Origin of the sequence: Saccharopolyspora hirsuta (genome assembly GCF_008630535.1) — a bacterium.
GTDB classification, from domain to species: Bacteria; Actinomycetota; Actinomycetes; order Mycobacteriales; family Pseudonocardiaceae; genus Saccharopolyspora; species Saccharopolyspora hirsuta.
The window spans coordinates 317,691-338,414 of the sequence record NZ_VWPH01000008.1 but is presented as its reverse complement, the minus strand read 5'-3'; the positions used below and the strand labels follow the sequence as shown (position 1 = coordinate 338,414).

The following is a 20,724-nucleotide window of genomic DNA, read 5'->3' as shown; positions in this document are numbered from 1 at the left end:
CCAGACTCTGGTACGGCGCGTCACCGCAAGCCCGCGGTGGCTTCCAGCGCAGCGCCGATGGTGTCCTTGATCATCGCTCGGGCAGCACCCCGCGGGCTGGACCGACCACCGGAAACGGTGACCGACCCGGCGTCGCCGCAGTCGTAGGTCACCGCCTTCTCCGGGCCGACCAGCGAGCCGAGCGGGCTGCCGACCGGTTCGGGCCGCACGGTCACCCGCACCACCCCGGGCTCGTCGCGCGCGGCGCTGGCGACCTGCCGGATCCGATGCCCGGCGTCGGCCCGCGCTTCGCGGACCGGCTCCAGCTCCACCTGCACGTCCGCCACGTCCCAGCCCCACAGCAGGCCGGTGAGCAGGCGCATCTTGGTGGCGGCGTCGGCGCCGGAGAGGTCGGCGGCCGGGTCGGCCTCGGCGATGCCGCGCCGCTGCGCCTCGGCGACCGCGTCGTCCAGCGGATGGCCCGCGGCGAGCTGGTCGAGCACGAAGGTCGCGGTGCCGTTGAGGCAGCCGTGCACGGCCTCCACGTCGAAGCCGCGCAGCACCGAGCGCGCCAGATCTCCGGCGGGCATCGCCGCGCCCGTCGCCCCGGAGATCCGCACCGAGCGCCCCGCGCGGCGAGCCACCTCGTCGAGCCGGGTCCAATGCGTGAGCAGGTGCGACTTGGTGGCGGTGACGACGTGCGCGCCGTGTTCGAGCGCCTGCAGCGCGTCCAGGCCGGGCTGGTCGCTGCCGTCGGAGGGGACGGCCTGCGCCAGGACGCGGGCTCCGGTTCGGGCGAGCAGGTCCGCGAGCGGTTCGGCCGCCGCCCACCGGTCGCGCGGCGGCACCGCGCCGTCGACCTCCACCTGCGCGCTGCGACCGCGGACCGCGACCACGCGCAGGTCGACCCCGTGCTGGTCGCGCCACTGCGCGCGGTGCTGGTGGACGAGTGCGGCGTACTCCCGGCCGACCGGGCCGAACCCGGCCAGCACGATCGGGACGTCGATCATCACGCTGCTCGGGCGAACAACTCGCCGAGCGCGTCGAAGTCGACGTCGGTCAGCGAGTCGCGCAGCACCCGGTGCGGGCCGGGCGGCAGCGGCACCTCGCACGGGATGGCGATCACCAGGCAGCCAGCGGCTTCCGCGCTGGCCACGCCGGTCGGCGAGTCCTCGACGGCGACGCAGGCGGCCGGGTCCACGCCCAGCAGCCGCGCGGCCTTCAGGTACGGCTCCGGGTCGGGCTTGTTGCGCCCGTCGACCTCGTCGCCGCACACGGTGAGGTCGAAGGTGTCGCGGCCCAGCGTCTCCAGCGCCATCTCGGTGAGCGAGCGGATCGTGGAGGTCACCAGCGCGACCGGCACGCCGAGCGCGCGGGCCCGGCGCAGCGCCTCCTGCGCGCCCGGCCGCCACGGCAGGCCGTCGGCGAACAGCTCCGCCATCCGCTCGGCGACCCAGCTGGCGGCCGCGTCGATCTCGGCCTCGGTGGCCGGGACCCCGACGTCGGTCAGCAGCATCCGCATGCTGCGGGTCATGTTCGAGCCGACCATGGCTTCCCTGGTGGCGTCGGTCAGCGCGCCCCCGCGATGCGCCGCGTAGTCGTCCAGCGCGATCGTCCACAGCTTCTCGGAGTCGACGAGCGTCCCGTCCATGTCGAACAGGACGGCGGCGGGCGAGTTCGGACCGGCGTCGCGGGTCACGCGGAGATCTCCTCCAGGCTGGTTCGGACCAAAGTCACCACCCAGTACAACACCGCGACCCCCACCGACCCCACCAAAAGTGTCCAATCCCTCCCCACCCGCACCGGGAGGTGTTCACCCGGGTGGTGGAGCGGTCAGGTGTTGAAGTACTTGGCCTCCGGGTGGTGGGCGACGATGGCGTCGGTGGACTGCTCGGGGTGGAGCTGGAACTCCTCGGAGAGGGTGACGCCGATGCGTCCCGGCTTGAGCAGGTCGACGATCTTGGCCCGGTCCTCCAGGTTCGGGCAGGCGCCGTAGCCGAGGGAGAAGCGGGCGCCGCGGTAGCCCAGGCGGAAGAAGTCCGCCACCTCCGACGGGTCCTCGGCGGCGACCGGGGTTCCCGAGGCGAAGCGCAGCTCCTCGCGGACGCGGCGGTGCCAGTACTCGGCCAGCGCCTCGGTGAGCTGCACGCCCAGGCCGTGGACCTCCAGGTAGTCGCGGTAGGCGTTCGTCGCGAACAGCTCGTTGGCGAAGTCCGCGATCGGCTGGCCCATGGTGACCAGCTGCAGCGGCAGCACGTCCACCGCACCGGTGCGCTCGGCGTGCTCTCGGGAGCGGAAGAAGTCCGCCAGGCACAGGTGCCGGTCGCGGGCCTGGCGCGGGAAGGTGAAGCGGCAGCGCTCCGCGGCGCCGGGCTCGGGCTCGGCCAGCACCACCAGGTCGTCGCCCTCGGAGACGCACGGGAAGTAGCCGTGGACCACCGCCGCGTGCTGCAGGATCCCCTCGGTGGCCAACCGCTCCAGCCAGTACCGCAGGCGCGGGCGCCCCTCGGTCTCGACGAGATCCTCGTAGGAGGGGCCCTGCTTGGCGCCGCGCAGCCCCCACTGGCCGAAGAACGTCGCGCGCTCGTCCAGGAACGGGGCGTACTCGCCCACCGGGATGCCGCGCACTTCGCGGTCGCCCCAGAACGGCGGCGCGGGCACCGGCACGTCCTCGGCGACGTCCGACCGGCCGACCGGCTGCACCGGTTCGGCCGCGCGGCGCTTCTCGGCGATGCGCAGCGAACGCTCGCGGCGGGCCTTGCGCTCGGCCTTCTTCGCCTCGGCCGCCGCGTCGGGCACCACCGCGCCGCCGCGCTTGCGCTCCATGATCGAGTCCATCAACCGCAGGCCTTCGAAGGCGTCCCGCGCGTAGCGGACCTCGCCCTCGTAGAGCTCGTCCAGGTCGTTCTCCACATAGGACCGGGTCAGCGCCGCACCGCCGAGCAGCACCGGGAACTCCTGCGCCACTCCCCTGGCGTTGAGCTCGGCCAGGTTCTCCTTCATGATCACCGTCGACTTCACCAGCAGCCCGGACATGCCGATGGCGTCGGCGCCGTGCTGGCGCGCGCTGTCCAGGATGGCGCCGATCGGCTGCTTGATGCCGAGGTTGACCACGTCGTAGCCGTTGTTGGACACGATGATGTCGACCAGGTTCTTGCCGATGTCGTGCACGTCGCCCTTGACCGTGGCCAGCACGAGAGTTCCCTTGCCCGCGGCGGAATCCTTCTCCAGGTGCGGTTCCAGGTGCGCCACCGCGGCCTTCATCACCTCCGCCGACTGCAGCACGAACGGCAGCTGCATCTGCCCGGAGCCGAACAGCTCGCCGACGACCTTCATCCCGGCGAGCAGGTTCTCGTTGATGATCTGCAGCGGTGGTTTCTCCGCCATCGCGGCGTCCAGATCGGCTTCCAGGCCGTTGCGCTCGCCGTCGACGATCCGCCGCTCCAGCCGCTCGAACAGCGGCAGCGCGGCGAGCTCCTCGGCGCGCGAAGCCCGGCTGGACTTCGCGGTCTGCCCCTCGAACAGCTCCATCAACCGCTGCAGCGGGTCGTAGCCCTCGCGGCGGCGGTCGTGCACCAGGTCCAGCGCGACCTGCCGCGGCTCGTCCGGGATCCGGTTCATCGGCAGGATCTTCGAGGCGTGCACGATCGCGGTGTCCAGCCCGGCCGCCCGGCACTCGTGCAGGAACACCGAGTTGAGCACCTGCCGCGCCGCCGCGTTCAGTCCGAAGGAGACGTTGGAGATGCCCAGCGTGGTGCGGACTTCCGGGTGGGCGCGCTTGAGCTCGCGGATCGCCTCGATGGTCTCGATGCCGTCCCGGCGCACCTCCTCCTGACCGGTGGAGATCGGGAAGGTCAGGCAGTCCACGATGATGTCGGACTCGGCCAGCCCCCAGTTCCCGGTCAGGTCGGCGATCGCCCGCTCGGCCACCCGCAGCTTCCAGTCCTTGGTGCGGGCCTGGCCGTCCTCGTCGATGCACATCACCACGACGGCCGCGCCGTGCTCGCGGACCAGCTCCATCACCCGCCGGTAGCGGGAGTCCGGGCCGTCGCCGTCCTCGTAGTTGACCGAGTTCACCACGCAGCGACCGCCGAGCCGCTCCAGCCCGGCGCGCAGCACGGGCGGTTCGGTCGAGTCCAGCACCACCGGCAGCGTGGTGGCGGTGGCCAGCCGCGAGGCCAGCTCGGCCATGTCGGCCGTGCCGTCGCGGCCGACGTAGTCCACGCACAGGTCGATCAGGTGCGCCCCGTCGCGGGTCTGGGCCTTGGCGATCTCGACGCAGGTGTCGTGGTCTCCGGCCAGCATCGCCTCGCGGAAGGCCTTGGAGCCGTTGGCGTTCGTGCGCTCGCCGATGACCAGCACCGAGGCGTCCTGGTCGAACGGCACCGCCTGGTACAGAGAGCTGGCGCCCGGCTCCGGCCGCGGCTGGCGCGGTGGCGGGTCCAGGTGCCGCACCGCCTCGCCGACCTGGCGGATGTGCTCGGGGGTGGTGCCGCAGCAGCCGCCGACCAGGCGGGCGCCGTACTGCACGACGAACTCGGCGAGCGACTCGGCCAGCTCCTCCGGCGTCAGCGGGTAGACCGCGCCGTTCGGGCCGAGTTCGGGCAGCCCGGCGTTGGGCATCACCGACAGCGGCACCCGCGCCTGCTTGGCCAGCTGCCGCAGGTGTTCGCCCATCTCCGCGGGCCCGGTCGCGCAGTTCATCCCGATCAGGTCGATGCCCAGCGGTTCCAGCGCGGTGAGCGCGGCGGTGATCTCCGTGCCGAGCAGCATGGTCCCGGTGGTCTCCACGGTGACCTGGGCGAGGATCGGCACCCGGCGCCCGGTGCGCGCCATGCCGCGCTTGGCCGCCAGCACCGAGGCCTTGGTCTGCAGCAGGTCTTGGGAGGTCTCCACCAGCACCGCGTCGACGCCGCCGTCGAGCAGGCCGACGGTCTGCTCCTCGTAGGCGTCGCGCAGCTCCTCGAAGGTGATGTGCCCGAGCGTCGGCAGCTTGGTGCCCGGCCCCACCGAGCCGAGCACGAACCGCGGCTGCCCGGCGGTGGTGAACTCGTCGGCGCACTCCCGCGCCAGCTGCGCGCCGCGCTCGGCCAGCTCGCGGATGCGGTCGGCGATGCCGTACTCGCCGAGGTTGGCCAGGTTCGCGCCGAAGGTGTTGGTCCCGATCGCGTCCGCCCCGGCTTCGAGGTAACTGCGGTGCACCTCGCGCACCACGTCGGGCCGGGTGACGTTGAGGATCTCGTTGCAGCCCTCCAGCCCGGCGAAGTCGTCCGGGGTCAGCGGCACTTCCTGCAGCATGGTGCCCATCGCCCCGTCGGCCGCGAGAACGCGGCGCTCCAGCGCCGTCAGCAGCGGTGACCAGGCAGAATGCGACATGGACCCAGCGTACGGAGCAGGTCGCGCCCATTTCCCACATCGTGGTACCGGCGGTCTCAGATGACGCCCTTGTGCTGGAGGTAGCGGAACATCGCGATGCCGGGCAGGACCGGGAGCCAGTAGGTCAGCAGGCGGGAGAGCAGGACCGCGGTCACCGCCGCCGTCGCCGGGACCCCCATCGCGCCCAGGCCCGCGAGCAGGACGGCCTCCACCGCGCCGAGCCCGCCGGGCGAGGGCACCAGGTGCCCGAGGGTGTTGCCGATGATGAACACCACGGTCACCGCCGCCCAGGAGAACTCCGGGTGCAGCGCGGCCAGCGAGGCGGCCAGCCCCAGCCCCGACACCACCAGGTAGCCCAGCGCCCCGCCGAACAGCTGCACCGCCCGCACCGGGTGGCGCAGCGTGTCCAGCAGCTCGCGGCCGACCTCCAACGAGGGTGCCACGATCCGCCGCCGCCCGAACGGCGACGCGAGCACCGCGGCGGCCAGCACCAGCACCGCAGCCGCGCCGACCAGCACCGGCCACCCGGTCGGGATCGACAGGTGGGTGAACGTGCCGGACAGGCCGACCGCGAACACCCCGACCACGGCCACCGCGAAGGCCACCGCCCCGGTCCCGGCCTGGTTCAGCAGCGTCACCCCGACCGCGAGCGGTCGGCGCAGGCCCAGCCGCTCCAGGTAGACCACGTTGATCCCGAAGAACCCCGCCCCGCCGGGCGTGGTGCGGCCGGTGAACGCGGCGGCCACCTGCACCGCCAGGGTCCGCCAGAACGGCAGCGGGGTGGAGCTGGAGCCCTGCACCGAGATCGACGACAGCACGATCGCCAGGAACCCGGTCAGCACCGCCACCGCCAGCCAGCCCCAGTTTGCGTGCCGGGCGGCCAGGAGCACCTCGTCCATGCTGGACAGCTCCGGCAGCAGCAGGTAGACGGCGGCGCCGATGAGCAGCAGCCCGATCACGGTGACCGGGCGGACCGGCGACCGGAACCCCGGGATCGGCTGCCCGAGCCCGTCGGCCAGCGCCTCCCGCACCTCGGCCATCAGGAAGCGCCCGTGCGGCGACTGCGCGCGGATGCGCCTGGGCAGCGCCATCGGCAGCAGGTTGCGCAGCGCCCCTTCCAGCTGTTCGGCGGGCAGGGCGCGGATCGCCGAGCTCACCGCCCGCTCCGCGCCCACCACCGACGCGATCGACACCAGCGCCTCGGCCAGGTCCCGCGCGCAGCGCGCCGCACCGGCCCCGGCGTGGCTGAAGGTGAAGCTCAGCAGCCAGGGCCGGTTCTGCGCGTCGACCAGGAAGTTCTTCGCCCGCAGGTCGTGGTGGGCGATGCGGGCCCGGGCCAGCGCGGCGATCTGCGCCCAGATCTCGGCCAGCAGCTCGTCGTCGACCTCCACCGCGCGCAGCTGCGAGAGGCGGCGCCCGGCCACCTGGCGCACCACCAGCAGCGCGGGCGCGTGCTCGACGTCGCAGGCCAGCACGACCGGCGGGGTGCGCACCCCCGCGCGCTCGGCCAGCAGCGTCACGTAGGCCTCGTGCTCGACCTCGTGGTGCGGGGTCGACAGCCGCGGCTCGTCCTGGACGTCCAGCAGCGCGAGCAGCCGCTTGAGCTTGTACCAGGCTCCGGCCCGGCGGCTCATCCGCCGCACCACCTTGACCCGCAGCGTCGCCCCGTCCGCCGTCCGCACCGCGAACTCGCGCGGCTCCATGAACCGGTGCCGCAGCGCGAGGATCGACCGCGGGGCCAGCCCGGCCTGCTCCAGCTCGTCCCGCACGACCAGGTCGGAGACCCGCCGCCCCGGCGCGCCCCACACCACGTGGAACAGCGTGCCGACACCCCAGCCCAGCAGCGCCCCGCCCACCGCCGCCAGCGGCAGGTGCCCGCCCAGGTGCACCACGGCGACGCCGACGAGCACCGCCAGCGCCCACCCGGCGTAGCGGGCGTACCCGCCCACGTAGGGCGCGATGATCACGGCCAGCACCGTCACGACGGCCACTTCCTCGGCCGGGAAGGGGAACGCGCCGGTCGGCGCCACCTGGCGCAGCCCGAGCACCTGGTGCATGACCAGCGCCAGCGCCCAGGTCGCCGACCCCGCCGCCGCGCACAGCAGCGCCACCCGGATCCAGCCGGAGTAGGCCGCGACCGCGGTCGCCGCGGCGATGCCCGCCCACGTGCCGCACCAGCGCAGCACCACCCACACCGGGTCCGACACCGCCGGGATCCGGCCGAGCTGGTCGTAGATCGCCAGCTCCACCGGGTTCACCGGCACCAGCACGAGCAGCACGCTGAGCACCAGCAGGCCGCCGACCAGGCCGAGCTGGGCGAGGTCGCGCGGCCGCCGTCCGATGGACAGCCGCAGCCGGGACCGCGGGGAGATCCCCCGCTCCCCGTTCGGCGACGGCCGGGTGTGGTCCACTGGGCATCCGCTCCGCAGGCGATCGAACGCCCGCCGCTCACCCCGCCCCGGCTTCCGCTGGGCTGGGGTTCCGCCGCGCGCGGTCGGGTTCGCCGGGCGGGCTCTGCGGTCAAGGGTCTGGCCTGGTGCTGCGGGCGTCAAACCGACCGCTGATCACGATCCAGGGGCGTTGATCGCCGGGCCCGGTACGTCCGGCGCTCGCGTCGGCGCGGCGTCGTAGGCTGGGTCAGTGACCGATCGCGACGCACACACCAACCAACAATCGCGCGCCGAACTGCCCGATTTGACCGATCCGATCGTCATCGCCGGTTTCGAGGGGTGGAACGACGCCGGGGACGCAGCCAGTTCCGCGATCGAGCACCTGCAGCTCATCTGGGACGCCGAACCGCTGAGCGAGCTCGACCCGGACCCGTACTACGACTTCCAGGTCACCCGCCCCACGGTCAAGCTGGTCGACGGCATCACCCGCCAGGTCTCGTGGCCGACCACGCGGTTGTCGGTCTGCCGCCCGCCGGGCTGCGCGCACGACGTGGTGCTGGTGCACGGCATCGAACCGAACATGCGGTGGCGGGCGTTCTGCACCGAGCTCGTCGAGCAGATCGAGCGGATCGGCGCGCGCACGGTGGTGACGCTGGGCGCGCTGCTCGCCGACGCCCCGCACACCCGGCCGGTCCCGGTCAGCGGCGCCGCCTACGACGCCGAGTCGGCGGCCCGGTACGGCCTGGAGCGCTCCCGCTACGAGGGGCCGACGGGCATCGTCGGGGTGTTCCAGGACGCCTGCGTGCAGGCCGGGATCCCGGCGATCTCGTTCTGGGCGGCCGTGCCGCACTACGTCTCGCAGCCGCCGTCGCCGAAGGCGACGCTGGCACTGCTGCACCGGGTGGAGGACGCCCTCGACGTCGAGGTGCCGCTGGGCAACCTGCCCGAGCAGGCCGAGGAGTGGGAGCAGACGGTCAGCGAGATGGCCGAGGAGGACGAGGACGTCCGCAACTACGTCCGAGCGCTGGAGGAGCGCGGGGACGCCGAGGTCAAGCTGACCGAGACCAGCGGCGATGCCATCGCCGCTGAGTTCGAGCGCTACCTGCGCCGCCGCGGCCCGGGCGGCAAGGGCCCGCTGGGCCCCGGCCCGGGCTGACCGCACCGGTCCGTCGGCGGTGACCGCGGTTTCAATTGAAACTGCGGTCACCGTGGGGGCCGGTTCACAGTTTCAATTGAAACTGCAACCCCGCAGCGCCCCAGGCCGACGCACCCGGGCTCGGGGTCAGTGGTGCGATTTCAATGGAAATCGGACATCTGATTTCCATTGAAATCGCGGCCGGGGACCCGGGCGCGCGTGGCGACAAATGGACTGGACCTTGACCTCGGTCAGTGGTCTAGTCCATTTTTTGTGCTCCGGCTCACTCCCTCCGGATCGGAGCACCCATGTCACGGATCCGCACCGCTCTCGCCGCGCTGGCCGGGCTCGTCCTCGCCGCCGCACCGGCCTCCGCCGCCCCCGAACCCGCCGCCGTCCCCGAGCACGCCCTGGTCGGCTACCTGCACGCCAGCTTCGCCAACGGCTCCGGCTACGTGCGGATGGCCGACGTGCCCGCCGAGTGGGACGTCATCGACCTGGCCTTCGCCGAACCGACCTCCCCCACCTCCGGACAGCTGGAGTTCACCCGCTGCCAGGCCGCCGAGTGCCCGGGCGTGGAGAGCGACGAGGAGTTCCTCGCCGGGATCCGCGCCAAGCAGGCCGAGGGCAAGAAGGTGCTGCTGTCGGTCGGCGGCGCCAACGGTCAGGTCCGGCTGGAGACCGCCGCCGCGCGCGACGCGTTCGTGGCGTCGGCCTCGGAGATCATCGACCGCTGGGGCCTGGACGGCATCGACATCGACTTCGAGGGCCACTCGCTGGAGCTGGCACCCGGCGACACCGACCTGAAGAACCCGACCACCCCGGTGGTGGTCAACCTGATCGACGCGCTGCGCGCTCTCAACGACCGCTACGGCGCGGACTTCGTGCTGACCATGGCGCCGGAGACGTTCTTCGTGCAGGTCGGCTACCAGCACTACGGCGGCGGCACCGGCGCCGACCCGCGCGCGGGCGCGTACCTGCCGGTGATCGACGCGCTGCGCGCGGACCTGGACCTGCTGCACGTGCAGAACTACAACTCCGGTCCGGTGATGGGCCTGGACGACCAGTACCACACGATGGGCAACGCGGACTTCCACGTCGCGATGATCGACATGCTGCTGACCGGCTTCCCGCTGGCGGGGAACCCGAACAACACCTTCGCCCCGCTGGCCCCCGAGCAGGTCGCGATCGGCCTGCCCGCGGCCAACCCGGCGGGCAACGGGTTCACCCCGGTCCCGGAGGTCCACAAGGCGCTCGACTGCCTGCGCTCCGGCACGAACTGCGGCCCCTACCAGCCGCACGGCACCTACCCGAAGCTGCGCGGCCTGATGGCCTGGTCCATCAACTGGGACGTCTACCACGGCAACGAGTTCGCCAAGTCCCACGACGCCTACGCGGCCAGGTGACGCGCGCAGGGCGCCTTTCGACCGGCGAAAGGCGCCCTTCGGAAACTACACCCGCACAACCGCTTTCGCGGATCAGCTGGCGCGGCGGCGGGCCAGGAGCACCGCTCCGGCTCCGATCACCAGGCCACCGAGCGCTGCGATGCTGACCGGCAGCCACGGGAAGGACCCGCCGGTGCGGGCCGAGGCGTGGTAGTCCGGGACCGCGTCGGGGTCTCCCAGCTGCCCCTTGCGGTCCACTGTGGATCCTTCGGCCCAGCCGTTGCCGAGGTCGCAGTTCACCCGGTCGCGGGCCGAGATCGAGCCCTCCGGCAGCGACATGTCCAGGCTCTCCGCCTTCGCCGTCACACCGGGCGGCGGTTCGACCGCGGGGCGGCGGATGCCGAACTGCTCCTTGGTGCGCGCTTCGACGTCCTCCACCAGGTACTCGGTGAGGTCGACGCCCTCCATCGCCCAGCCGTTGCTCCAGTCGGTCAGCAGCGCTCGCGCCCGCTGGACGTCACCGGCCGCGTAGGCCGCGGCCGCCTGCTTCTCGGTGTCACCGATCTCGGCCATGATGCGGGCCTCGAAGCCCTCCAGCGCCTTGGTGACGTCGGTGAGGAACACCTCGGGCCGGTCGCAGGTGTAGTACATCAGTCGCTTCGACAGGTACGTCGCCGAGCGCGTCGCCTCCTGCGCCGCGTACTCCGGGCTCAGGTAGTTCGCCGCCGCGCCGGAGGTCAGGTAGCGGTGCTGGCTGTACTCCGGCGGGACGGTCTCGGCGCCGATGTGGAACGGGATGTAGGGCGCGGTGACCGCAGCGGTGTTCGCCACCCACAGCGTGGCCAGCTCGGGGTGCGGCAGGTCGGACTTCAGCTCGGCGACCTGCCCGTAGCCGGAGCGGTCGTCGGACCAGCGGGGGTCGCGGACCATGCGCTGCATGTCCACCAGGGACACCTTGCCCAGCTGCCGCAGCTCGTCCTCCAGGGTCGGCGGGTGCCGCCACGGCGCTTCGTCGTCCGGGGTGGACCGGCCGGGGTGCCCGGGGAACGGCGTGCCGTAGACCTCCTGGAGGTTGAAGGGCTTGCCGCTGGCCGGGTCCCACCAGCCCTGCTCGACGGCGAAGTCCACCAGGTTCGGCGAGCCCGCGTAGTCCGGGTTGTCCTGGTAGTCCAGCGGGAAGTCTCCGATGTAGCCGGGGTAGGACACCCGCACGTCGTCCGGGCCGAGCCGCTCGGCGGCCCAGAGCCCCTTGCCACCGGCGAACTCGATGAACACCCAGCCCTCGTCGGCGTCGGCGAACAGGTGCGAGTTGCCGCCGTAGGTGGTGTACCCGTGCTCGTCGATCAGCTCGCCGAGGATCTCCACCGCCTCGCGCGCGCTGTGCGCCCGCTCCATCGCGATGCGCGAGAGGTCGCTGTAGTTGGGGCCGGTCTGGCCGGGCGGGGTCATCTCGACCAGCTCGGGCCGCGAGTCCGACCACACGTCGCGCGCCGCCACCTGGAACTCGTTGAGCCCGCCGTTGGTCAGCGGCGCCGGGAACCCGGCGAACTCCGAGTAGTTGGAGGTGATGTACTTCGCGGTCTCCGCCACCTGCGGGATCTGCGTGAGCCGACCGGGCAGGTCGGCCTCCTCGGTGGCGCCGACGGTGATCGTCGAGCCCGGCTCGTGCTGCTGGCGCGGCACGATCTCCAGCCAGTGGCTGGACGGCTCGTGCCCGAACCCGCCGAGCAGCGTCGCGCCGTTCTCGGTGCGGTTCTTGCCGACGTAGAAGGCGATGCTCTTGTCCGGCATCGGGCGGGTCGGCGGCGGCGCGGCGGGTGCGGCCGCGGCGGCGGGCGCGGTGAGCACCACGACCGCCGCCGCCAGCGCGAGCGCGCCGGGTCGGCGGAACCGGGACACGTGAGCCTCCTACCTCCGAGTGATCAACGCATCCCTTCTTAACCCAATTGGGTGAAATAGTACAGTCCGCCCGGCGCAATCAGGCCTGATCACGGCTTCCGGCCGGTGATCGCCACGATGCGGTCCAGCACCGGGGCGCCCGCCGGGACGTCGACCGGCTCGCCCCAGAGCTCCGGGATCGGGGCCTTCGGCACGAACTCCTCGACGTGCTCCAGGCAGGCGCGCAACGTCTCCTCCGGCAGCGCGAACGGCTGCCCCGTCGCGCGGGCCAGGTCCCAGCCGTGCACCACCACCTCGGTCAGCGCGATGCGCCCCCACACCTCGTTGGACAGCTCCACCCCGGCCGCGTCCGCGCTGCCGCGCCACGCGGCCTCGTCGTCCCACGCGACGCCCAGATCCCGGACGTGCCCGGCCACGGTGCTCCGCCAGTCCGCGCCGAGCTCCGGCACCGGCGGCTGCTCCAGGTCCCCGCGCGCGACGGAGGCGAATCCCCGGGCCACCTCGTCCACGTGCGCGACCAGGTCGCGCACCGCGTACTCGGTGCACGGCGTGGAGAGGTCCAGCTGCTCGTCGGCGATGCCCGCCACCAGCTCGGTCATCCGCAGGCAGGCGGGCTTCAGGTCGATCATCGGTGCTCCTCCGCGTGACGAATCGTCGGTCACCGGCTTGGACCGCCGCGGACGCGAGGAATCATCGGTTCACCCGAAGCTGCGCAGGTACTCCTCGGCCCCGTCCGGGTCCAGGAACCAGGTCCGGAAGTCCGCCGGGTCGTCGAAGCCGTTCGCGAAGCGGTCGCGGATCTCCCGGTGCTCCGCCGCCGCGGCCATGATCCGCTGCACGTGCGGCTGGGCCGGGCGCAGCGACGTGTTGGTCCAGGCCACCACGTGCTGCGCGTGCTGCCAGAACCGGTCGAAGCTCTGCTGCATCCAGGCCCGGTCGAACGGCTGCTCGCCGCGCGCCACGATGCTGTCCAAGTAGGACTCGGCGCAGCGGTTGGCGACGTTGGCGCCCTGCCCGGTGATCGGGTCGTTGGCCACCACCGCGTCCCCCATGCCCAGCACCACCGCGCCGGAGGGGAGTTCGGCCACCGGCTTGCGCACGACCGGGGTCACGCCACCGGCCAGGGTGGCGCGCTCGTCGGTCAGCTCCGCGCCGGTGAACCGCGCGTGCTCCGAGGGCAGGTGCTCGCGCATCAGCTCCCGCATCCGGGCCCACTGCTGGTCCGCTCCGGGGCGGTCCGACCAGCAGTCCAGCGGGCCGCCCGGGATGCCCTCGAACAGCAGGACGTCGCACGCCCCGCCGAAGGTGCAGCCGGGGATGACGTAGATGTCGCCGACGCCGGGCACCGAGTTCGCCCGGAGCAGACCGGTGTCGGGCTCGTCCGGGGACGGCGCGGCACCGCGCACGTAGGCCACCGCCAGCGCGCGCTGCGGCTCGGTGAACGGCGAGCGCCGCGGATCGCGCTCGAAGATCCGGCCCAGCTCCCCGGCCCCCGTCGCGACCACCACGAGGTCGTACCCCGGTGCCATCGCGTCCAGCTCGGACGCGGTGATGGTGCGGGGTTCGACCGCGCCTCCGCGCTCGGCGAACAGCTCCAGCCAGCGCGCCATCTTCACCCGCTGGTCCACCGACTGCGCGGGCCGGGAGAACTCGCCCCGCCAGTCCAGCAGCCGCCCCTCCCCCGGCTTCTCGACGGTCTTGCGCAGGCCGGTGATGGGCGGTGCTTCGGCGTCCCAGAAGTTCAGGCCGTGCGCGCGTTCGTTGGCCAGCGCGGTGGCGAACATCGCCTGCGTGGACATCACCCGCCCGCCGCGGATCTGCTCCGGCGTCCGCCCGGACACCAAGGTCACCTCGTACTGCCGGGCCTGCAGGCCCAAGGCCAGCTGCAGCCCGGCCTGCCCCGCTCCGACGATCAGGACCTTCCGCATCCCGGCGACCACCCTTCCGTCCTGCGCGCGCTCACGCGCCCACCAGCATTCCCGACGCGCCCCGGCGCGTCGGTCCGGGTGTCAGCCCTGCCCGAACCGGACGCCGCAGGGGCACCAGTCCAGGCAGAACTGGCACCCCCTGCGGTCGGACCGCGGTTCAGAGCTCGACGCCGAGCAGGGCGTCGACGGCGGTGCGGATCAGCTGCGGCGCCTCGCGGTCGGAGCCGCCGGTGGTCAGCGCCTCCTCCACCCAGGCGTCGACGGCCCGCAGCGCCTGCGGGGTGTCGAGGTCGTCGGACAGCCGCTCGCGCAGCTGGGCGACCGCCGACTCCGCCGCCGGGGCAGACTCCAGCGCGACGGCCTGGCGCCAGCGCGCCAGCCGGGCCGTGCCCGCGGTCAGCGCGTCGGCCGTCCAGGACCGGTCGGTGCGGTAGTGGCCGTCCAGCAGCGCCAGCCGGATGGCCATCGGGTCCACCCGGTCGCCGCGCAGCCGGGAGACGAACACCAGGTTGCCCTTGGACTTGGACATCTTCTCGCCGTCCAGCCCGATCATCCCGGCGTGCACGTAGTGCCGGGCGAACGGGAACTCGCCGGTCAGCGACTCGGCGTGCGCGGCGCTGAACTCGTGGTGCGGGAAGATCAGGTCCGAGCCGCCGCCCTGCACGTCGAAGCCCAGGCCCAGCCGGTTCAGCGCGATGACCGAGCACTCCAGGTGCCAGCCCGGACGGCCCGGCCCCAGCTCGGACTCCCAGGACGGCTCGCCGTCGCGGGCGGCCCGCCACAGCAGCGCGTCCAGCGGGTGCTCCTTGCCCGCCCGGTCCGGGTCGCCGCCGCGCTCGGCGAAGAAGGCGCGCATGGTCTCGTCGTCGTAGTTGGACTCGTAGCCGAAGCGGCCGCTGGCCCGGTGGCGGAAGTAGATGTCCGGGTGCTCGTCGTCGACCCGGTAGGCCGCGCCGGAGGCCAGCAGCTTGCCGACCGCCTCGACGATCTCCGGGATGGACTCGACCGCGCCGACGAAGTCCGCGGGCGGGACCACCCGCAGCGCCTCCATGTCCTCGCGGAACAGCGCGGTCTCGCGCATCGCGAGCACCACCCAGTCCTCGTTGTCGCGCTCGGCGCGCTCCAGCAGCGGGTCGTCGATGTCGGTGACGTTCTGCACGTAGTGCACCTGGTGACCGTTGTCCAGCCACACCCGGTGGACCAGGTCGAACGCCAGGTAGGTGGCGGCGTGACCGAGGTGGGTGGCGTCGTACGGCGTGATGCCGCACACGTACATCCGCGCGACCGGACCGGGTTCGGTGGGCTTGACCGCACCGGCCGCGGTGTCGAAGAGGTGCAGCGGACGTGGCGTGCCCGGCACGCGAGGCACGGGAACCGATGACCAGGGTTGCATGCACCCGACCTTAAACGTCCCCCTCGGGTGGATGCCGCCGTCCGGGTGATAGCCCGTATCACATCGTGGGAGCTCCGGATCGCCCCGAACGCCCGACCGCGCCGTGCGCCCATTACGGGAACAATCGGATTCCGATCAACAAACTGCTTGGTTCCCGATCTTCCCGCGAGTCGGCGCAAATCGGTCGTACCGACACTTCGCGAAGCGACTTGATCCTTTCCGAGAACCACTTCGCCATACCGCCGCCAAAGTGGGATCATTAGGACGAAAAATCAGCGTAATTGCACGTCAAAGCACCAGATAACGCCTGGTCAGCGACCTCGGAAGGCAGCCGGGAAACATCTCGATCGAAATAAGATCTTCACCCGATCGGCTGGACACGGCCTTTCCGCGACGTATGATCGGCGAACTGGACCGAAAGGGTTGTGACGCGAATCCGGGCACCGTGGGTTGATCGGTCGGTTCGACAATTCACGCTGCCCCGGCACCGGGTGCGGACCGCGCCCGGGTCGGCGAAGCGGGCGGAGGCGATTCGGTGACATCGGTACGCGTGGAACGGCTCTACAAGATCTTCGGGCCGCAGCCGACGGAGCTGGTTCGCCGACTGGAGGCCGGGGCCGACCAAGACGAGATCAAGGAGGCGGGCGGCACCGCCGCGGTGGTGGACGCGTCGTTCGAGGTGGCCGAGGGCGAGACGTTCGTCGTCATGGGCCTGTCCGGCTCCGGCAAGTCCACCCTGATCCGGATGCTCAACGGGCTGCTCACGCCCACCTCCGGCCGGGTGCTCGTCGACGGCGAGGACATCACCGCGATGTCCGGCAAGGCGCTGCGCGCGATGCGCCAGGAGAAGATGAGCATGGTCTTCCAGCACTTCGCGCTCTTCCCGCACCGGACCGTGCTGGACAACGTCGCCTACGGGTTGAAGATCCGGGGCGCGAGCAAGCAGGAGCTCGCCGAGAAGGCAGACGAGGCGCTGAACCTGGTGGGCCTGGAGGGCTGGGGCGACCGCTACCCGCAGCAGCTCTCCGGCGGGATGCGGCAGCGCGTCGGGCTGGCGCGCGCCCTGGCCGCGCAGACCGACGTGCTGCTGATGGACGAGGCGTTCAGCGCGCTGGACCCGCTGATCAAGCGCGAGATGCAGGACCAGCTGCTCAACCTCAACGCCAAGCTGGGCAAGACGATCATCTTCATCACCCACGACCTCAACGAGGCGATGCGCCTGGGCGACCGGATCGCGATGATGCGGGCCGGGCGGATCGTGCAGATCGGCACCGCCGAGCAGATCCTGCGGGAACCGGCCGACGACTACGTGGCCAAGTTCGTCCAGGACGTCGACCGCAGCCGGGTGCTCACCGCGGCGGCGCTGGCGGACCCGCAGGTCGACGCCCCGTCGGGCGCGGAGCCGGTGCCCGCCGACACGCCCATGCGGGAGCTGTTCCTGCGGCTGGGCGACCAGCCGGAGCCGGTGCCGGTGATCGACGACCGGCAGCAGCTGCTCGGCGCGGTGACACCGGCCGCGATCTTCGAGGCGTTGAGCCGCGAGGCCGAGGCGCCCGCGGCGGTCAAGGAGGCCTCCGATGCGTGACGCGCTCCCCCTCCCCGGCCAGTACGAAGTGCCGCGCATCCCGGTCGGCGACTGGTTCGCGGCGGCCGTCGAGTGGCTGAACAACAACGTCGGCCCGCTGTTCGACTTCATCGACCTGGTCCTGCGCTCCGCGGTCACCGGGCTGGCCGACGCGCTGACCTTCCTGCCCGTCCTGGTCATGGTGCTGGTGTTCGCCGCCCTCGGGCTGTGGTTGCGCAGCTGGCGGTTCGGCCTGTTCAGCCTGATCGGCTTCGGCCTGATCGCCAGCATGCAGCAGTTCCAGGCGGCGATGCAGACCCTGTCGCTGGTGCTGGTCGCCACCGTCATCGCGGTGGCCATCGGCATCCCGCTGGGCATCCTGATGGCCCGCAGCAGCAAGGTCAGCGCGGTGCTGCGACCGGTGCTGGACCTGATGCAGACCATGCCCGCGTTCGTCTACCTCGTCCCGGTGATCGTGTTCTTCAACATCGGCGAGGTCCCGGGTGTGGTGGCCACCGTGATCTTCTCGCTGCCGCCGGGCGTGCGGCTCACCGAGCTGGGCATCCGCCAGGTGGACACCGAGGTGGTCGAGGCGGGCGAGGCCTTCGGCGCGCCCACCCGCAAGATCCTCACCGGGATCCAGCTGCCGCTGGCCATGCCGTCGATCATGGCGGGCATCAACCAGGTGATCATGCTCGCCCTGTCGATGGTAGTCATCGCGGGCATGGTCGGCGCCCCGGGACTGGGCGTGAACATCTACGAGGCGGTCACCAGGGTCCGGCTCGCCCAGGGGTTCGAGGCCGGGCTGGCGGTGGTGATCCTGGCGGTCTACCTGGACCGGATCACCGCCGTGCTCTCGGACCGCTCGCCGGTGGCGCGGGCGGAGCGCAAAGCGGCCAAGACCGGGTGAGCCCGGTTCCGCGGCCGTCGCAGAAAGGCAGGTAGCACATGTTGTCCAGCAGAAGATCACGGAGACTCACCGCGCTCGTCGCCGCGCTGGCCGCGCTGGTCCTGCTCGCCTCCGGGTGCGGCGGCCGCGGGGCCCAGACCGGCCAGGAGTCCAAGACGATCAACATCGGCTACATCGCCTGGGACGAGGACATCGCCGTCACCTACCTCTACAAGGAACTGCTGGAGCGCAAGGGCTACACGGTGAACACCACCGAGCTGGAGGTCGGCCCGATCTACGCCGGGCTCGCCCAGCGCAACCCGGACCTCTTCCTGGACGCCTGGCTGCCGCAGACCCACGGCGACTACTGGAAGCAGTACGGACCGCAGCTGGAGGACCTCGGCGTCTGGTACGACCAGGGCACGCTGAACATCGCGGTGCCGAAGTACCTCACCGACATCAACTCGATCGAGGACCTCAAGGGCAGGGGCGCGGAGTTCAACGGCGTGATCACCGGCATCGACCCCGGCGCCGGGCTCAGCCGCACCACCAAGGACAGCGCGATCCCGGCCTACGGCCTGGGCGGCGAGTACACCCTGCAGACCTCCTCGACCACGGCGATGCTGGCCGCCCTGGACAAGGCGACCAAGGACCAGAAGCCGATCGTGGTGACCCTGTGGCACCCGCACTGGGCCTACGCGCGCTACCCGCTGAAGGACCTGCAGGACCCGAAGGGCGCGATGGGCAAGGCCGAGGAGCTGCACGCGATCGGCCGCGCCGGGTTCAGCCAGGACTTCCCCGAGGTCACCCAGATGATCAAGAAGTTCAAGCTGACCGACGACCAGCTGGCCTCGCTGGAGAACGAGATCAACAGCGCCCAGAAGGGCCAGGAGCAGCAGGCGGCCAAGAAGTGGGCCGACGCGCACCCGGAGGTGATCAACTCCTTCGCCGGGCAGTGACCGGTGCGGGCGGAGGCCGGTGGGCGGGTTCCCACCGGCCTCCGCGGCGCTGTTACCGGGGGTTGCGGATACCGTCGACCAGGCGGGTCCAGTTGTCGCCGCCGTTGCCCGCGGCGATGGTCCGGTCGTAGTGCGCCTTGATCGCGCGCGGCAGGTCGAGGTCGATGCCCGCCTCCTCGCTGGCGGCCAGGACGTGGTCGGCGGTCGCGCCCATCATCCGCACCGTGCTCAGGTCCCCGGGGTGCTCGTCGGCGTCGACCCGCTCGGCGGACTCCGGCAGGAAGTGGATCACCAACTGCATGACCTGAGCCGCCCACGGCGCGAAGTCCTTCGCGGGCACCCCGGCCGAGCCGAGCAGCGCCGCCCCGTGCAGGAAGGCCGACAGCGCGGTCAGGAAGACGTCCAGGTTGGCCTGGTAGAACAGCTGCGCCAGGCCGGGGTCGGCGCCCACGTGGTGCGGTTCGCCGATGATCCCCAGCGTCTTCTCGTGCGCGTCGAAGACGTCCCGAGGCCCGCTGTAGTACACGTAGGACGCCTCGGTGCCGACCATCGGCGCGGGCACCATGACACCGCCGGTGAGGAACCGGGCACCGCGCCCCTCGGCCCACCCGGCCGCCTCGCGGGTCTTCGCCGGGCTGTCCGAGCTGAGGTTGACCAGCACCTTGCCGCTCAGGTCCTCGACCTGGCCGAGGATGTCGTACATCGCCTGGTAATCGGTGAGGCTGAGCACGACCAGCTCGCTCGCGCCCACCGCCTCGGCCGGGGTGGCGGCGCGAACGGCACCGCGCGCGACCACGCCGTCGGCGCGGCTGGCGGTCCGGTTCCACACCGTCACCGGGTGCCCGGCGTCGAGCAGCGAGTTGACCATGGCCTGCCCCATCGGCCCCAGGCCGATCAGGGTGACTGGCTGATTCACGTTTCCCTCCGGGGGGTTTCGCCGGAACGTCACCGCGGGTCGCGGATGACGTCGATGAGCCCGGTCCAGCTGTCGCCGCCCCGACCGGCGGCGATGGCGCGGTCGTAGTGCGCCTTGATCGCCTTCGGCAGCTCGGTGTCGATGCCCACCGCGCGGCTGGCTTGCAGGAGGTGCTCGGCGCTGGCGGCCATCATCCGGGTGGTGCCCAGGTCACCGGGGTGCTCGCCGCTGTCGATCTGCGCCGCGGCCGCCGGGAGCACCTGCGGGTTGGTGGTCAGGTTGTCCACCGCCCAGGGCAGGAACTCCTGCGCGGACACCCCGGCCGAGCCGACCAGCGCGGTGGCGTGCAGGTACGCCGCCAGGCCGACCAGGAACAGGTCGATGTGCGCCAGGTAGTACAGCTGGGCCAGTCCGTGGTCCGCGCCCACGTGGTGCGGCTCGCCGATCAGCCGCAGCGTCTGCTCGTGGGCTCCCAGCAGCTCCGCCGGGCCGCTGTAGAACACCTTGGCCGGTTCCGCGCCGACGAGCTCCGCGGAGGCCAGCACGCCGCCGGTGAGGAACTTCCCGCCGCGCTGGTCGATCCAGGCCGCCGCCTCGCGGGACGCGTCCGGGGTGTCCGAGCTGAGGTTGACGACCACCTTGCCGGTCAGATCCGGCACCGGGCCGAGGATCTCGTACATCGCCGCGTAGTCGGTGAGGCTGAGCAGCACCAGCTCGCTGGCCGCCACCGCCTCCGCCGGGGTGGCGGCGCGAACGGCACCGCGCGCGACCACCTCGTCAGCGCGGCTCGCGGTCCGGTTCCACACCGTCACCGGGTGCCCGGCGTCGAGCAGAACCCGGACCATCGCCTGCCCCATCGGCCCCAGGCCGATCAGGGTGACTGGCTGATTCACGTTGTCCTCCAATGCCTT

General features: G+C 72.0%; 15 protein-coding genes. 5 read left to right on the top strand and 10 right to left on the bottom strand.

Translation table 11 applies throughout. From position 1 onward, the window contains the following. Positions 1–20: 20 nt before the first annotated feature. From F1721_RS19670 to F1721_RS19655, 4 genes are all read right to left on the bottom strand, one after another. Entirely contained in the window at positions 21–989 is a 969-nt protein-coding gene (locus tag F1721_RS19670) for a homoserine dehydrogenase (protein WP_150068163.1), read from the bottom strand. Further along, entirely contained in the window at positions 989–1,678 is a 690-nt protein-coding gene (locus F1721_RS19665) for an HAD family hydrolase (RefSeq protein WP_281288788.1), read from the bottom strand. Before F1721_RS19665 ends, F1721_RS19670 begins: the two co-directional genes overlap by 1 nt. A gap of 134 nt (positions 1,679–1,812) precedes the next feature. After that, the gene (gene metH / locus F1721_RS19660; protein WP_150068162.1) at positions 1,813–5,355 is read right to left on the bottom strand and encodes a methionine synthase; all 3,543 of its coding nucleotides are present in this window, start codon (positions 5,353–5,355) and stop codon (positions 1,813–1,815) included. A gap of 56 nt (positions 5,356–5,411) precedes the next feature. Then, the gene (locus F1721_RS19655; RefSeq protein WP_150068161.1) at positions 5,412–7,766 is read right to left on the bottom strand and encodes a lysylphosphatidylglycerol synthase transmembrane domain-containing protein; all 2,355 of its coding nucleotides are present in this window, start codon (positions 7,764–7,766) and stop codon (positions 5,412–5,414) included. 274 nt (positions 7,767–8,040) lie between these two features. On the opposite strand from F1721_RS19655, the gene F1721_RS19650 reads away from it, so the two are divergent. Next, positions 8,041–8,901 (top strand): PAC2 family protein, encoded by an 861-nt coding sequence (locus tag F1721_RS19650; RefSeq protein WP_211840539.1) that lies wholly within the window; start codon positions 8,041–8,043, stop codon positions 8,899–8,901. Between the two features lie 287 nt (positions 8,902–9,188). Further along, positions 9,189–10,286: a chitinase gene (locus tag F1721_RS19645; protein ID WP_150068159.1), complete on the top strand. Its 1,098-nt coding sequence runs from the start codon at positions 9,189–9,191 to the stop codon at positions 10,284–10,286. A gap of 72 nt (positions 10,287–10,358) precedes the next feature. Here the strand turns inward: F1721_RS19645 and F1721_RS19640 are convergent, their stop codons facing one another. From F1721_RS19640 to mshC, 4 genes are all read right to left on the bottom strand, one after another. Further along, the gene (locus F1721_RS19640) at positions 10,359–12,164 is read right to left on the bottom strand and encodes a C69 family dipeptidase (protein WP_211840531.1); all 1,806 of its coding nucleotides are present in this window, start codon (positions 12,162–12,164) and stop codon (positions 10,359–10,361) included. 89 nt (positions 12,165–12,253) lie between these two features. Next, entirely contained in the window at positions 12,254–12,793 is a 540-nt protein-coding gene (locus tag F1721_RS19635) for a TIGR03086 family metal-binding protein (protein WP_150068158.1), read from the bottom strand. Positions 12,794–12,862: 69 nt separating this feature from the next. Then, on the bottom strand, positions 12,863–14,092 hold the full coding sequence (locus F1721_RS19630) for a styrene monooxygenase/indole monooxygenase family protein (protein ID WP_150068157.1): 1,230 nt from the start codon (positions 14,090–14,092) through the stop codon (positions 12,863–12,865). 157 nt (positions 14,093–14,249) lie between these two features. Further along, complete coding sequence (mshC, locus tag F1721_RS19625; protein ID WP_150068156.1) at positions 14,250–15,485, bottom strand: cysteine--1-D-myo-inosityl 2-amino-2-deoxy-alpha-D-glucopyranoside ligase; 1,236 nt, start codon at positions 15,483–15,485, stop codon at positions 14,250–14,252. A 535-nt stretch (positions 15,486–16,020) separates the two neighbouring features. Between mshC and F1721_RS19620 the strand changes: the two genes are divergently transcribed. From F1721_RS19620 to F1721_RS19610, 3 genes are read left to right on the top strand one after another with little or no spacing between them, the layout of a single operon-like run. Next, positions 16,021–17,070 (top strand): betaine/proline/choline family ABC transporter ATP-binding protein, encoded by a 1,050-nt coding sequence (locus F1721_RS19620; RefSeq protein ID WP_170301536.1) that lies wholly within the window; start codon positions 16,021–16,023, stop codon positions 17,068–17,070. Continuing rightward, positions 17,063–17,959: an ABC transporter permease gene (locus F1721_RS19615; protein WP_150068155.1), complete on the top strand. Its 897-nt coding sequence runs from the start codon at positions 17,063–17,065 to the stop codon at positions 17,957–17,959. Before F1721_RS19620 ends, F1721_RS19615 begins: the two co-directional genes overlap by 8 nt. A gap of 38 nt (positions 17,960–17,997) precedes the next feature. Continuing rightward, positions 17,998–18,897, top strand: coding sequence for a glycine betaine ABC transporter substrate-binding protein (locus tag F1721_RS19610; protein WP_150068154.1), 900 nt, complete (start codon positions 17,998–18,000; stop codon positions 18,895–18,897). Positions 18,898–18,949: 52 nt separating this feature from the next. On the opposite strand, the gene F1721_RS19605 is transcribed toward F1721_RS19610, so the two are convergent. Together F1721_RS19605 and F1721_RS19600 are read right to left on the bottom strand one after the other, a co-directional pair. Continuing rightward, entirely contained in the window at positions 18,950–19,813 is an 864-nt protein-coding gene (locus F1721_RS19605; protein WP_281288786.1) for an NAD(P)-dependent oxidoreductase, read from the bottom strand. A 29-nt stretch (positions 19,814–19,842) separates the two neighbouring features. Then, a complete protein-coding gene (locus F1721_RS19600) occupies positions 19,843–20,706 on the bottom strand; it encodes an NAD(P)-dependent oxidoreductase (RefSeq protein ID WP_281288785.1) in 864 nt (287 codons plus the stop codon). Between the last annotated feature and the right edge of the window lie 18 nt (positions 20,707–20,724).